General features: G+C 67.9%; 10 protein-coding genes. 8 read left to right on the top strand and 2 right to left on the bottom strand.

Annotated elements, in window-relative coordinates:
* Positions 1–23 precede the first annotated feature (23 nt).
* Positions 24–1,457, top strand: a complete 1,434-nt coding sequence (locus NSQ78_RS12065) for a porin (protein WP_064238586.1) — start codon at positions 24–26, stop codon at positions 1,455–1,457.
* A 24-nt stretch (positions 1,458–1,481) separates the two neighbouring features.
* On the opposite strand, the gene NSQ78_RS12060 is transcribed toward NSQ78_RS12065, so the two are convergent.
* Complete coding sequence (locus NSQ78_RS12060) at positions 1,482–2,729, bottom strand: arsenic transporter (RefSeq protein WP_064238585.1); 1,248 nt, start codon at positions 2,727–2,729, stop codon at positions 1,482–1,484.
* A 329-nt stretch (positions 2,730–3,058) separates the two neighbouring features.
* Here NSQ78_RS12060 and NSQ78_RS12055 point away from each other — a divergent pair, with 329 nt between their 5' ends.
* Complete coding sequence (locus NSQ78_RS12055; RefSeq protein ID WP_049467263.1) at positions 3,059–3,271, top strand: hypothetical protein; 213 nt, start codon at positions 3,059–3,061, stop codon at positions 3,269–3,271.
* Positions 3,272–3,292: 21 nt separating this feature from the next.
* Here the strand turns inward: NSQ78_RS12055 and NSQ78_RS12050 are convergent, their stop codons facing one another.
* On the bottom strand, positions 3,293–4,492 hold the full coding sequence (locus NSQ78_RS12050; RefSeq protein WP_064238584.1) for an acyltransferase family protein: 1,200 nt from the start codon (positions 4,490–4,492) through the stop codon (positions 3,293–3,295).
* 170 nt (positions 4,493–4,662) lie between these two features.
* On the opposite strand from NSQ78_RS12050, the gene NSQ78_RS12045 reads away from it, so the two are divergent.
* From NSQ78_RS12045 to xylB, 6 genes are all read left to right on the top strand, one after another.
* Positions 4,663–5,523 carry a LytTR family DNA-binding domain-containing protein gene (locus tag NSQ78_RS12045; RefSeq protein WP_064238583.1) on the top strand — a complete coding sequence of 287 codons (861 nt, stop codon included), beginning with the start codon at positions 4,663–4,665 and terminating at the stop codon, positions 5,521–5,523.
* 361 nt (positions 5,524–5,884) lie between these two features.
* Positions 5,885–9,013 carry a TonB-dependent receptor gene (locus NSQ78_RS12040; protein ID WP_064238582.1) on the top strand — a complete coding sequence of 1,043 codons (3,129 nt, stop codon included), beginning with the start codon at positions 5,885–5,887 and terminating at the stop codon, positions 9,011–9,013.
* 130 nt (positions 9,014–9,143) lie between these two features.
* Entirely contained in the window at positions 9,144–9,902 is a 759-nt protein-coding gene (locus NSQ78_RS12035) for a SapC family protein (RefSeq protein WP_064238581.1), read from the top strand.
* A gap of 3 nt (positions 9,903–9,905) precedes the next feature.
* Positions 9,906–10,928 carry a cupin-like domain-containing protein gene (locus NSQ78_RS12030; RefSeq protein ID WP_064238580.1) on the top strand — a complete coding sequence of 341 codons (1,023 nt, stop codon included), beginning with the start codon at positions 9,906–9,908 and terminating at the stop codon, positions 10,926–10,928.
* Positions 10,929–10,942: 14 nt separating this feature from the next.
* Positions 10,943–12,472 carry a tryptophan halogenase family protein gene (locus tag NSQ78_RS12025; protein WP_064238579.1) on the top strand — a complete coding sequence of 510 codons (1,530 nt, stop codon included), beginning with the start codon at positions 10,943–10,945 and terminating at the stop codon, positions 12,470–12,472.
* A gap of 165 nt (positions 12,473–12,637) precedes the next feature.
* Positions 12,638–14,131 (top strand): xylulokinase, encoded by a 1,494-nt coding sequence (xylB, locus tag NSQ78_RS12020; protein WP_064238578.1) that lies wholly within the window; start codon positions 12,638–12,640, stop codon positions 14,129–14,131.
* The last annotated feature ends 19 nt before the right edge of the window (positions 14,132–14,150 follow it).

Here is a 14,150-nt window from a genome sequence, read left to right as displayed (position 1 = left end):
GGCCGGCTGGCCGGAGAGAGCCCATGAACCCTCCTACCGTGCTGCCGCTGGCAGCGCTGTCGGTCGCGCTCGGCCTGCTGTTGGCCAGTGGCCAGGCCGACGCACAGTCCACGTCCTCGCTGCCCGCGCCGTTGAGCCAGGCCGAGCTGTCACGCCTGGTGCAGCAGCAGGCGCTGCAGATCCAGCAACTGGAAGCCCGCCTTCGCGCTGTCGAAGGCGGGCAGGGCAGTGCGACCGCACCGTCCACGCCGCCCGCGCCTGCGCTGGAGACGCGGGTAGCCGCGTTGGAATCCAGCCAGTCCAGGCTGCCGAAGGTCTCCTGGGGCAAGGGCGCACCGGAGTTCAGCAGCGCCGACGGCACGACGGTGTTCCGTCCCCGTGGACGCCTGTTCGTCGATGCCTCCAGCACCGACGGTTCGGCGGTCGCCGACCGCAACGTTTCGGGTACCGAGATCCGTTCGGTGCGCCTGGGGGCCGAGGGGCGCTACGGCACCCTGGGCTGGGTCGTGGAGGGCGACTTCGCCGACAACGCGGTGGCGTGGAAGTCGGTCTATGCCACGCTGGACCACACGCTGTTCGGCGTGCCGGCCGACCTCACGATCGGCAACCGCTTGAATGATCGCGGTATCGACGGTTCGAGCAGCACCTCCAACACGCCGTTCCAGGAACGCAACGTGGTCGGCACGCTGCTGCTGCCACAGCGCGGCCTGTTTGGTGTCGGGCTCACCGAGCGGGTGTATGGAAAGGGCTGGCATGCCAGCCTGTCGGTGGCCGGCAACGATCTCAACAACGCCGGCACCGACAACGACAGCCAGACCTGGGCCACGCGCGTCCACTGGAACCCGCTGGACACCGCGGGCGCCACCCTGCATCTGGGTGCATGGGCCTTCCACGAGAAGATTCCCGCCGGCGCCAGCAGCGTGGTGCGCAGTTCGGCCATCGCCGGTCATTTCAATGATCTGGTCAGGATCACGCCGGGCACACTGCTGGGGGCCGAGCGCAGCACCGCCTACGGTGCGGAACTGGCCGGCTTCTTCGGCCCGGCATGGGCGACCGGTGAATGGGGTACGCGCAGCCTGCGGGGCAGCGATGCCAGCGGTCGCTATGACCGCGATCACGACGCGTGGGCGATCTCGGCCGGCTGGTTCGTGGCGGGCGCCCAACCGTCCTACGCGGGCAAGACGGGTACCTGGGGAAAGGTGAAGGTTGCCGATCCGGTGACGCGCGGCGGCAGCGGCGCGTGGGAGCTGAAGGGCCGCTACGAGGACGTGGACTATGCCGAGCTGCCCAGTGGCGGTACCGGCCACGCGTGGACACTGGGCGCGAACTGGTACCTCAACGACTTCAGCCGGGTGATGTTCGAGGCGGTCCGCTGGCAGACCCGCCACCGCAACGGCAGTGCAGCGGGCAAGGACGAGGGCACGACGTTCAACACCCGCCTGCAGCTGGCCTTCTAGCGCCGGGTGCCGCCTGCCTTCGGGTCACAGCAGCAACAGTGCCCCGATCAGGGCAGGCGGCATCACCAGCGCGCCGACGCGCAGGAAGTCGAGCGCGCTGACATGCTCGCCCTCGCGACGCAGCGCCACCAGCCACAGCATCGTGGCCAGCGAGCCGGTCACCGACAGGTTCGGGCCCAGGTCCACGCCGACCAGCAGTGCAGCACGGGTCTGCGCCGGCAGGTCTGCCATCTGGCCCAGCGAACCGGCGGCCAGGCCGACCGGCAGATTGTTGGCCACGTTGCTGAGCAGAGCCGCCGCACCGCCTGCCAGCCAGCTGGCCTGGTGGGGCGACGCTTTGGCCATCGCCTGCAGCGCGCCGGCCGCACTCTGGATGACACCGGTCTGCGCGACCGCTTCCACCAGCACGAACAGACCGGCCACCAGCGGCAGCACGCCCCAGGAGACATGCCGCAGCAGCGGCAGCGGGCTATGGCGCTGGCGGATCACCACGATCGCCACGCTCAGCGCACCGGCACAGAAGGTCGCCAGGCCCAGCGGTCCGTTCAGTGCGGAGGTCACCAGCAGCACGCTGCCGGTGAACAGCACGCCCAGTGCGCTCAGCCGCCCGCCTGCCGTCAGCGGGCGATGCTCCGGTGCGGCGACCAGTGGCTGCGCGATCTCGCGCCGGTGCACCCAGCGCAGCACCAGGTAGGTGGCACCGATCGCCGCCGCGGAGGGCAATCCGAACTGCGCCAGCCACTGCAGCAGCGGCGGCATGTGCTGGCCGTACACCACCAGGTTGGCCGGGTTGGAGATGGGCAGCACGAAGCTGGCCGCATTGGCGATGAACGCACAGACGAACAGGTAGGGCAGGGGATTGGCGCGGGCGGCCTTGCAGGCGGCGTAGACGGCCGGCGTCAGCACCACGGCCGTTGCATCGTTGGACAGGAACACCGTCACCAGCGTGCCGACCAGGAACACCAGGTCGAACAGGCGCCGCCCCGATCCGCCGGCATGCCGCACCGCATACAGCGCCAACCAATCGAACAGCCCTTCGCGGCGCGCCAGTTCGGCCAGCACCATCATGCCGACCAGGAACAGGTAGACGTCGCGACCTTCGGCGACGGCGCCCCAGACGGTGTCCAGCGATACCGCGCCCAGCAACGGCAACAGCGCGGCAGCAGCCAGCGCCCACACGTACTCGGGGATGCGGAAGGGGCGGAACAGCAGGCCGACGGTGGCAACGGCGACCGCTGCCCAGATGACGAGGGAGGAATGGGAGGCGAGCATGGGGGTGGGGGCTTCAGCGGTGCCTGCAGCGACCCCGGCGCGAGGGGGCCTGGCGCGCGCGATCAGCGGATGGACGGCCGCTGCGGTCATCGCAGGTTCCGGGATCGCGGCATCATACCGTGCGGACCGGTGCAGCGAACGCCGCTGCCCGGCACGTTCCGTGACAGCGACGGTCCGCGACGGGCGCGCGGGCATCCGGGGGCCTGCAGGACGTGGCAGACGCGGGGCGAAGCGCAGCGTGCCCACGCGCGCTGAACGTCTTCTTGGAGCGTTCTTCACCTCCGGCCTGCCTAGAGTGGGGCCATTCCCAGGCAGGCCGTTTTTCGACGATGTTTGACTATCAGGACTGGACCTTCCATGCCAACGGGCGCACGGTGGTGGCGCGGGTGGAACTGGACGGCGACGGCGGCGGCATCATCAACCGCTACCAGGTGACGCCGGGGCCGGCGCAGTCCGGCCTGTGCATCAAGGTTGCGTCGCAGGACGAAGCCGCGCAGAAGCTCGAGGCCGAAGTCAACAAGCTGCTGGGGCCGGAGTGGTAGCACCTGCGCGCTGCGATGCCGTCAATCGCCACGCGCGTGCGCGGTGGTACGTGCTGCCCCGCGCTTCAGTCCGAACAGGGGCCGTAACCAAGGGGAGCGGCGGATGACCGCCTCATGCAGCAGCAGGCAACCGGCGATGGTGCCTGCGAGCAGCAGCGTTGGCTCCAGCCACGGCCCCAGCTGCAGCGGCTTGAGCCAGAACAGCAGTGCGATCAGCAGGCTCTGGTGCAGCACATACCACGGGTAGACGGCTTCGGTGCAGTACGGCAACCAGCGGAACGGCCTGTCCAGGTAGTGCTTGCCCCAGCCCAGCACGGCCAGCAGCATGGCCCATGCGTACAGCACTTCGCAGTACTGCGACTGCAGGCCCCAGAACCGCGGCGGCCAGCGCCGCAGCACCGAATCGACGGGCAGCCAGTGCCCCAGCGCTTCCAGCAGCAGGTACCAGGCCGCCGCACCCGCAGCGATGCACAGCGACACCCGGCGAAGGGCCTGCACGCGTTGCCAGAAGCGTGGTTCGCGGCCCAGCAGATAGCCGGCCAGGAACACGGTGCCGTACTTGGCGTGCTGGTAGAGGTCCTCCACGAAGGTGTTGGTGGGCGGGTGGTCGGGCGCCAGCCAGGCCAGCCAGAGCAGCAGCACCAGCGCGGGCGTGCCGATCAGCACAGCGGCGGGTGCGCCGGCCAGCCCGGCACTCAGCCGCCGCAGCGGCGCCGAATCCAGCAGCGGCAGGGCTGCCACCAGCACCACCGTATAGGCCCACAGATAGGCCAGGTACCACAGGTGGTTCCAGGTGATGCCGAAGCGGTCCCCCGCGAAGCTACCGTCCGGCCACGGCCGCACCTGCCAGTAGCGCAGCAGGAAGTCCCAGAAGCCTGGCGCGACCATGCCCCGGCTGACACCCTCGCAGTAGGGTTGGATCGGCACCACCACAAACATGCCGAACAGCAGCGGCAGCAACAAGCGCCAACTGCGGATGAGGATGAACCGCCCCCGTTGCAGGCGCGGCCGCACCAGCGCGATGGCGACGCCGGAGATCAGGAACAGCAACGACATGCGCCAGCCGTTCAGCAGCCGCATCGGCCACTGCAGCGCGTCGGTGGTGAAGCTGCCTTTCAGATGGAAGCCCCAGTCACCCACGTACGCCATGCCGGTGTGATACAGGATGAGCAGTGCGAAGGCGAAGACGCGGAGCGCGTCGATGTCGTGGCGTCGGTTCATGGCAGGGCAGCAGCGGACAGGGGCAGCCAGCGTGCCGCCGCGACATGGTCCCATGGGGTGGGAAGGGCCTGCCTGCGGCCCGGTAGTGACCAACGGCAGGCGATCAGGGACCAGCGGCATCCCTAGAATGGCCCCTTCGTCGCGCGTTGCGCGCGTGGTAGGGAAACCGCATGCCTGTAGCTTCGACCCCGCCCTGGCGGCTCACGTTCCGCCTGGCCGTGTGGGCGGCGCTGCTGCTGTTCATGGCCCTGGCCAACAGCGCCGTGGAAGTGATGGACGCGCAGCGGCGCGGCGACGCCCTGGCGTTCTGGGAGCCGCTGACCTGGGAGCTCAGCAGCGTCGGCGTGATCCTGCTCACGCTGCCGGCGATCTGGTGGGGGTGCAGGCGCTGGCCCCTGCATGCAGAGACCTGGCGGCGCCGCCTTCCGCTCTATCTGCTGGCCAGCATCGGCTGGTCGCTACTGCACGTACTGGCCATGATGGCGCTGCGCAAGCTGGTCTACCTGGGTCTTGGTGCCAGCTACGTGGACGGTGCCGGCTGGGTCTCGCGCCTGGGCTATGAGTACCTCAAGGACGTGCGCGTGTTCTTCAGCATCGTGCTGCTCGAACACTTGATGAGCTGGTTCGGACGCCGCCAACAGGGTGAGGCGCATCTGCTCGCGGCGCCGGAAGACACGGCGCCGGTGGAGCCGGTTGAGCGGCCACGGCATTTCCTGGTGCGCAAGCTGGGCAAGGAATTCCTGGTGGCCACCGACGATGTGGAATATGCGCAGGCGTCCGGCAATTACGTGAACCTGCACGTGCGCGGGCATGACTATCCGTTGCGTACCACGTTGGCGGCGCTTGCGCTGCGGTTGGATCCATCGGTGTTCCTGCGCTGCCACCGCAGCTGGCTCGTCAACCGCCACCAGCTGCGCTCGATCGAGCCTGCCGATGGCGGCGACGCGGTGCTGCACATGGCCGATGGCGCACGGGTGCCGTGCAGCAGGCGGCAGCTGCCCGTGCTCCGGCAGGCGCTGGCGGCAGGCTAGCGGGTAGGGCGCGGGACCGTTGGCATCGATTGCATCGGTGCGCGGTCGATTTGCTGCGCTGCATGGTGACAACGGTGAACCTGGGTGATTACTCTCCGCTGCAACGCGATGGTAGCGCTACCAGTAGGACGGGGATCCAAGGTCCTGGGGCTGCCTTCTTTGCCGCGTGTTTGTCCTGGCAGGCTTGAAAAGCAAGTGTAAGTCGCGGCGTGCTCCAGCACCCGCGCTGTTCGGTTTGGAATGCGGGCCACGCCCGTGCGTGCCCCTGGGAGGGGGCGGTACATCCATTCGATCGTATGTCAGAGGGGACTTTCATGAGCACTTGCAGTTTCCGTGGCACCCAAGGCCCGAGGATCGGTTCATGAGCCGCACGTTGGCGAAGCTCCGGTCCAGGGCGATGTTCACCTTCGTGGGCGGCGCCCTGGTCATCAACCCCGCCTTTGCGCAGGACGCTGCACCGGCAACCGGCCAGCCGCCGCAGAGCCCGTCGCAGCCCACCCAGCTCGATGCCGTGCAGGTCACGGGCATACGCAACAGCCTGAGCCAGGCCATGGACATCAAGCGCGACTCGGCCGGCGTGGTCGACGCGATCAGTGCCGAAGACATCGGCAAGTTCCCCGACACCAATCTTGCAGAGTCGCTGCAGCGCATCACCGGCATCTCGATCGAGCGCCGTGATGGCGAGGGCGCACAGGTCACCGCGCGTGGCTTTGGTCCCCAGTTCAACATGGTCACGCTCAATGGCCGGCAGATGCCGGGGGCCGATGCCTTCGGTGCGTCCGGGCAGGTGGCCATCGGCGGTGTGGACGGCGGTACCCGCGCCTTCAATTTCGCGCAGCTGGCCGCCGAAGCGATCAATGGCATCGAGGTGTACAAGACCAGCCAGGCACAGGTGCCCAGCGGCGGCATCGGCGCGACGATCAACATCCTGACCGCCCGTCCGCTCGATCACGCTGGCATCGTTGCCAACGCCGGCGCGAAGCTGGTGTCCGACCGCAGCCAGCCGTTCGACAATGACCTGACCCCGGAGCTGTCGGGCATCTTCAGTTACAGCAACCCCGAAAAGACCTTCGGCGTCAGCCTCAGTGCCAGCCAGCAGAAGCGCAAGGGCGGTTCGGTGCAGGCCACGGAGAACTACTGGAACGTGCAGCCTTGGACGGGGTCGATGCCTGGCAACCCGGCCGTGGTGAATGCGCCGGCCATCGGCCAGCTCTACGCACGTCCCAACGACCTGCGTTATGCGTTCTCCGAGTTCGAGCGCGAACGCGTCAATGGCCAGGCGGTGCTGCAGTTCGCACCGACAGACAGCCTGACCCTGACCATGGACTACACCTACTCGACCAACGAGATCACCGAGAATCGTGGCGAGCAGGGCATGTGGCTGCAGAACAGCAACTACACCAATGTCCAGTTCGACACCTCCGGCGCGGTCGCCACCCCGGTCTACATCCGCGAGATCGCCGGCACCAAGGACTTCGGGCTGGAACAGCAGCGCAGCATGCAGGAGTACAAGCTGGGCTCGCTGGGCTTCAACGCGGTCTGGAATGTCAGCGACCGCTTCAAGCTCAGCTTCGATGCGCACAATTCGAAGAATGAAAGCCGCCCCAATGACCCGCTGACCGGCGGCGGCTCCATCTTCATGAGCATTGCCGGCACCAACAACTGCACCCGTGGCCCGCATTGCGGTGGCTCCTGGGTGCAGGAGCTGAACTTCAACAATGGCCTGCCGGTCGGCACCCAGGTCTGGTACCCCAGTACTGCCGATGCGATCGCCGGCACCAATGGCGTGGTCAACCCGGGCTTCCAGGAAGGCGAGATCGGTACCCAGGTGCTGCGCGTCAACGCGCAGACGCAGATCAGCGAGATCAAGCAGGCGCGTGTCGACGGCGAATGGAACTTCGATCACGGGCGCTTCCAGTTCGGCGTGGATGCCAACAAGTCCACCACCCACCGCATCCAGGCGGCCGAGGCCTATTCGACCCTGGGCGACTGGGGCGTGGCCAACGTGGACCGGGATACCGCCGGCGGCCTGATGGACCTGCTGCAGCCGGTCAGCATCGTCGGGCTGTTCGACGACTACAGTGCAAACAGCTGGCCGGCCTGGCGCGGCAACGCCGGGGAGCTGGCGCAATGGGCATCGCGCGAGTACGGCGTCGGCCTGGGCGTGAACCCGCAACGCGCGGCCGACAACTTCGTGGAAGAGAAGACCAAGGCGGCGTACTTCCAGGTGGAGCTGGACGGGGAACTGGGTGGCATGCGCACCAACACCCGCCTGGGCGTGCGCTATGAAACCACCGATGTGGTGTCGACCTCGGTCATTGCCGTCCCCGAGTCCATCGAGTGGCAGGCCAACAACGATTTCCGCATCGTGCTGTCCGATGAGCAGCAGCCCTTTACCGAGAAGGCGCGCTACAGCTACATCCTGCCCAACCTCGATTTCAGCATCGACCTCACCGAGGAACTGAAGGGCCGCGTTTCGTTCGGCAAGAGCATCGCCCGCGCGCCTTACGGCAACCTGTATGCAGGGCCGGGGGCGCAGCAGCCGTTCGGTTCGGTGCTGATCGATCCGTCGTCGCGCGCCTCGGGCAACTCGCAGAACCCGAGCCTGAAGCCGCTGGAATCGGACAACCTCGACCTGGGGCTGGAGTGGTACTTCGCCGACGCCAGCTATGTGTCATTGACCTATTGGAACAAGTCGGTCAGCAACTTCATCGGCAACACCGTCGTCCAGGAAAGCCTGTACGGCCTCACCGATCCGACCTCCGGGCCGGATGCGCGGGCGGCGCTGGACTTCCTGACCAGCGGCGCCTGCGTCGCCCAGGTCGGGCCGGCCAATGCCGCTGCCTGCTCGGCCAACGACACCTCGCTGTTCACCGCACTGGCGTTGCTGCGCAACAATCCCGCCGGCCTGGGTGCCTACAACGGCACCGATGCGCAGGTGCTGGCCACCGAGGCAGCTTACGACCTGCATGGGCAGGCCAACGATCCGCTCTACCAGTTCAACGTCAATCGGCCGATCAACCAGAACAAGTCCAAGCTGCACGGCTGGGAGCTGGGCGGCCAGTACTTCTTCGGTGACACCGGCTTCGGCGTGCTGGCCAACTACACCGTGGTCAAAGGTGATGTCGGCTACAACAATGGCGGCGATCCGGGTATCGACCAGTTCTCGCTCACCGGCCTGAGCGACACTGCCAACGCGATGCTGATGTACGAGAAGTACGGGTGGTCGGTGCGCCTGGCATGGAACTGGCGCGACCAGTACCTGATCCTGGCCAACCAGGGTTCCAGCCGCAATCCATACTATGTGGAGCCGTACGAGCAATGGGATCTCAGCGTCAACTATGCGCTGGATGACCACTGGTCCTTCAGCCTGGAGGCGATCAACCTGACCGGCGAGGATGTGCGGTGGCGCTCGCGCACCTCGCAGATGATCGTCAAGCTGGCCGACCAGAGCCCGCGCTACATGCTGGGCGTACGCTACAAGTTCTGAGCCTGGTTGCCGATGCGTCCGGCACGGCACTGCTGCCCGCCAGCGGTGCCGCGCCGGGACGGTGTCGCCGCACCTGTCGCGCCTGCGCTACTCTGCCGGCCAGCCACCCCGCACTGGACTGGATACCCTGATGGCCCGCTATGAAATGCTCAACAACATCGCGCATCGGGACCTGACGGTCGCTACCGGATTCGGGCCACAGTTCGGCGATGCGGTGGGCATGGTGCCCGCCTATCCCAGCGAGTTTGCCGAACTGCAGCGCGAGTATCCGATCTTCCTGCGCCGGGAGACCGGGACCGGGGCGTGGCAGTCCGTCGCCCTGCTGGGTTTCGAGCAGCACGAGAACCTGTACCTGCAGGACGGACGCTGGAATGCCTCCTACCTGCCCGGCGCGGCCGCAAAAGGGCCGTTCCTGATCGGCTTCCAGGAGCACTACGTGGACGGCCTGCTCACCCAGGACGCGGTGATGCACGTCGACCTGGACCATCCGCGTGTCACCTCCGGCGGCGGTGAGCCGGTGTTCCTGCCGCAGGGTGGAAACACGCCTTACCTGGACCACATCGCGGGGGTACTGCGCGGCATCCACGAGGGCAGCGCGTACGCGGCCACAATGTTCGCGATGCTCGACGACAGCGGCCTGATCCAGCCGGTCACGCTCGACGTGCAGGTCGCGCCGCATCACCGGGTGAGCGTGAGCGGACTGCATGGCATCGACCGGGAGCGCCTGGCGACGCTGGACAGCGCACGCCTTTCTGAACTGAACCGCGCCGGCTACCTGGAAGGCGCGTACCTGATGCTTGCGTCGTTGCACAACATGCGCCGCCTGATTGCCGAGAAGCAGCGCCGCCTCCGCGTCCAGGACGGCGCGGCGCAACCGGCCAGGAACTGACCGGTGCGCGCGAACCTGCCGTTGCCGGTTCTGGAAGGCGTCGATCCTGCCGAGCTGCCGCTGGCTGCCCTGGCGGAGGCGGGTGAACCGGTCGTGCTGCGGGGCATCGCCAGCGGTTGGCCACTGGTGCAGGCGGGCGTGCGCTCGGCGCAGGACGCGATGGCCTACCTGCGCAGCGTCGACGCGGGCGGGCCCATCCAGTATTCGTTCGGCGGCGCCGAGATCGATGGCCGCCCGTTCTACAGCGCGGACTACACCCGGCTGAACTTCGACGTGCGGCGCGGCGCGCTGGCGCAGGTGCTGGAGGAGATCGCCACCACGCTGCAGTCCCCGCGGCCGCCGACCTATTACGTGGCCTCGCTGCCGATCGAGCGGGCACTGCGGCCGGCATTCGCGCAGGCCAACGACGCCGGTCTGGCGAAGCAGGGCATCGATGCCACGGCCAGCATCTGGATCGGCAACCGGGTGACGGCCTCGTGCCACTTCGACACACCCGACAATCTCGCCTGCTGTGCAGTGGGGCAGCGCGAGTTCACCGTGTTCCCGCCCGAGCAGATCGACAATCTGTATCCGGGCCCGCTCGACCCCACGCCCGGTGGCCAGGTGGTGAGCGTGGTGGACTTCGAGCGCCCCGACTTCGAGCGGTACCCGCGTTTCCGGGAAGCGCTGGCGAACGCGCGCAGCGCCGTGCTTGGGCCCGGCGATGCGATCTTCATTCCGGGCATGTGGTGGCACCATGTGCGCAGCCTTGCGCCGTTCAACGTGCTGGTGAACTACTGGTGGCGCCGTTCGCCGGCCTGGCTGGGATCTCCACTGTCGGCGCTGCACCACGCGATGTGGGCCGTGCGCGACCTGCCGGCGCGCGAAAAGCAGGCCTGGCAAGGGCTCTTCCAGTACTACGTATTCGGCCCCGGCGCGCGCGCCGGGCAGCACCTGCCTGACGCCGCGCGCGGGGATCTGGCACCGTTCGACGAGCCGCGCGCGCGCCGCATGCGCGCGATGCTGCTGGGCAGGCTCAACCGTTGAGAAGGAGCGCCGTAGTGGATACCGAGAGCACCCCCGCAGGACGCATCCGCAAGGTGGTCATTGCCGGCGGCGGCACCGCGGGATGGCTGGCCGGCTGTGCGCTGGCGCACCAGTTCCGTGACCAGCTGGAGATCACCCTGGTCGAGTCCGAGCAGATCGGCACCGTCGGCGTCGGCGAGTCCACCGTGCCGCCCATCCGCACCTTCCACCGCTTCCTGCAGATCGACGAGCAGGACTTCCTGCGCGCGGTGGCCGGCACCTTCAAGCTGTCGATTTCATTCGAGAACTGGCGCCTGCCGGGCGACCGCTTCTTCCACCCGTTCGGCACCATCGGCCACGGCACCTGGGCGGCACCGTTCCATCACTTCTGGCTGGACAGCCTGCGCCGCGGCATGCCCTCGGACCTGGGCGACTTCTGCCTGGAGAGCATTGCCTCGCGGGGCGACCGTTTCTCGTTGCAGACCCAGCCGCAGGCCAGCTACGCCTACCACTTCGATGCCGGGCTGTATGCGCGGTTCCTGCGCCGCAGGGCCGAGGGCCACGGCCTGCGCCGGATCGAAGGCAGGATCGCCCAGGTCCGGCAGCATGCGCATGACGGATCGGTGCAGGCGCTGGTGCTGGAGGACGGGCAGGTGATCGAGGGGGATCTGTTCATCGACTGCACCGGCTTCCGTGGCCTGCTGATCGAGCAGACGCTGGGCACCGGCTACGAGGACTGGCACGAGTGGCTGCCGTGCGACCGGGCCGTGGCCGTGCAGACCGAAGCGGTTGCGCCCCCTGTGCCCTATACCCGGGCGGTCGCTCACGAAGCGGGATGGCGCTGGCACATCGCGCTGCAGCACCGGGTCGGCTGCGGGCTGGTGTATTCCAGCCGCCACCTGTCCGATGACGAGGCCACGGCGAAGCTGCTGCGCGATGTGGGGGCACCTCCCTTGCGCGACCCGTGGCAGGTGCCGTTCCGCAGCGGGCGTCGGCTGAAGGCCTGGAACAGGAACGTGGTGGCCCTGGGGCTGGCGAGCGGTTTCATCGAGCCCCTGGAATCGACCAGCATCCACCTGACGATCAGCGCGGTGGTGCGCCTGATCCAGTTGTTCCCGTTCGATGGCATCCGCGCGTCGCTGGTGCAGCTGTACAACGATGTCAGCCGGCAGGAAATGGAGCACGTGCGCGACTTCATCATCCTGCACTACCACGCCACGCAGCGCACCGAGCCGATGTGGAAGGCATGCCGCGAGATGCGCGTGCCCGAATCGCTGCAGCAGCGGTTGCAGGCGTGGCGCGAGCGTGCGCACGCCTGGCAGGACCCCGGCGAGCTGTTCCGCGTCGAGTCCTGGACCAGCGTGCTGCTCGGGCAGGGCATTCCGCCAGGCCCGCCGCATCCGCTGGCGCGGGCGGTGAGTGACGCCGATCTGCGTACCTTGTTGAAGGGCATCCAGCAGCCGGTGCAGCACGCCGCGGCGCAGATGCCGACCCAGGCAGAGTTCATCGCGCAGTACTGCAGGTCCGGCGCAGACGTGTGGCGTTCGATGGCGACGCCCGCGTAGCAGGGTTTTGCGTTGCAGCACGCTTTTTCCGCTGCAGCTGGTTACAGTGCGGAAACACAGCAGGCGATGACGCATGCGGTGGCAACGCGGGGGCCGGACAGCACGCCCCCTTTTTGAGTCCATGGAATGTTAGCGCTACCTTTTTGTTGATCGGAGGCGGTTTCGATGGGTCTGGTTGCAGGGATCGATGCAGGGACGCAGAGCCTGAAGGTGCTGGTCTACGACCCGCAGGCGCAAACGGTGGCCGCCGTCACCAGCGCGCCGCTCACGCTGGACAGCGCGGCCGACGGCAGCCGCGAGCAGGCGCCCGCCGATTGGGTAGCGGCCCTCCATGATTGTTTCGCCCGGATCGATCCCGCGCTGCGCGCACGCATCGTCGCGATGGCGGTCTCCGGCCAGCAGCATGGGTTCGTGCCGGTGGATGCGGCAGGCGAGGTGCTGGCGCCGGCCAAGCTGTGGTGCGACACCAGCACCTCGGCCGAATGCGCGCAGATCATGGACGCCGTGGGTGGGGTACGCCGCACCATCGCGCTCGCAGGCAACCCGATCCTGGCCGGCTATACCGCATCCAAGCTGCCCTGGACCCGGACCCACCGTGCCGACGCCTACGCACGGCTGGCGACCATCCTGCTGCCGCATGATTACCTCAATTTCGTGTTGACCGGCCAGCGGTTCTGCGAGCATGGCGATGCGTCCGGAACCGGCTGGCTGGACGTGCGCACACGCATGTGGTCGCAGGCGTTGCTGCGCGCGACCGATCCTGATCGCGACCTGGCCGCCTGCCTGCCGCCCATCGCATCACCCGATGCGCTGTTCGATATCGCGCCTGCTGCGGCAGCCGCGCTGGGGCTGCCGGCGACGGTGAAGGTTGCCGTTGGCGGCGGCGACAACATGATGGCCGCGATCGGCACGGGCTGCGTCACCGAAGGACGCCTGGCGATGAGCCTGGGAACGTCTGGAACGCTGTTTGCCTACTCCGGATCGCCGGTGATCGATGCCGACGGCGCCTGGGCCGCGTTCTGCTCGTCCACGGGGGGATGGCTGCCGCTGATCTGCACCATGAACTGCACCGTGGTGACCGAACAGGTCGCCCGTGCCTTCGGCTTCAGCACGCGCGACGGCGATGCGCACCTGCGCGCGACGCCACCGGGAGCAGGCGGGCTGGTGATGCTGCCCTTCCTCAATGGCGAACGTACGCCGGACCTGCCGCTCGGCAAGGGCGTGCTGGCCGGCCTGGACACTGCCAATTTCACCCCGGCGCACCTCTACCGCGCCGCCATGGAGGGCGCGACCTACAGCCTGAAGTACGGCTACGACGCCTTCGTCCGCGCCGGCATGCAGTTCGATCGCATCGTGCTCACCGGCGGCGGCAGCAACAGCGCGGCCTGGCGTCAACTGGTGGCCGATGTGTTCGGCCTGCCCGTGGAAGTCCCGGTGCAGGCCGAAGGCGCGGCGTTTGGCGCGGCACTGCAGGCGCTGTGGGCGCTCGCCCGATCGCAGGGCAACGCCACTTCGATCAGCGACATCACCGCACGGCACGTCACCGTCGATCCCACGCTGTCCGCGCGCCCGGATCCGGATCGCAGCGATGCCTACGCGCGGGCCTACGCACGCTTCCTCAGTCATCTTGATGCCATCACGCCGCTGCAGCGCGGCTGATGGCTCCTCCACGACACCC

The organism is Stenotrophomonas sp. FSL W7-1447 (genome assembly GCF_037966425.1).
GTDB classification, from domain to species: Bacteria; Pseudomonadota; Gammaproteobacteria; order Xanthomonadales; family Xanthomonadaceae; genus Stenotrophomonas; species Stenotrophomonas pavanii.
Note: the sequence above shows the minus strand (reverse complement) of the source record. Positions and strands in the feature narration are given on the sequence as shown.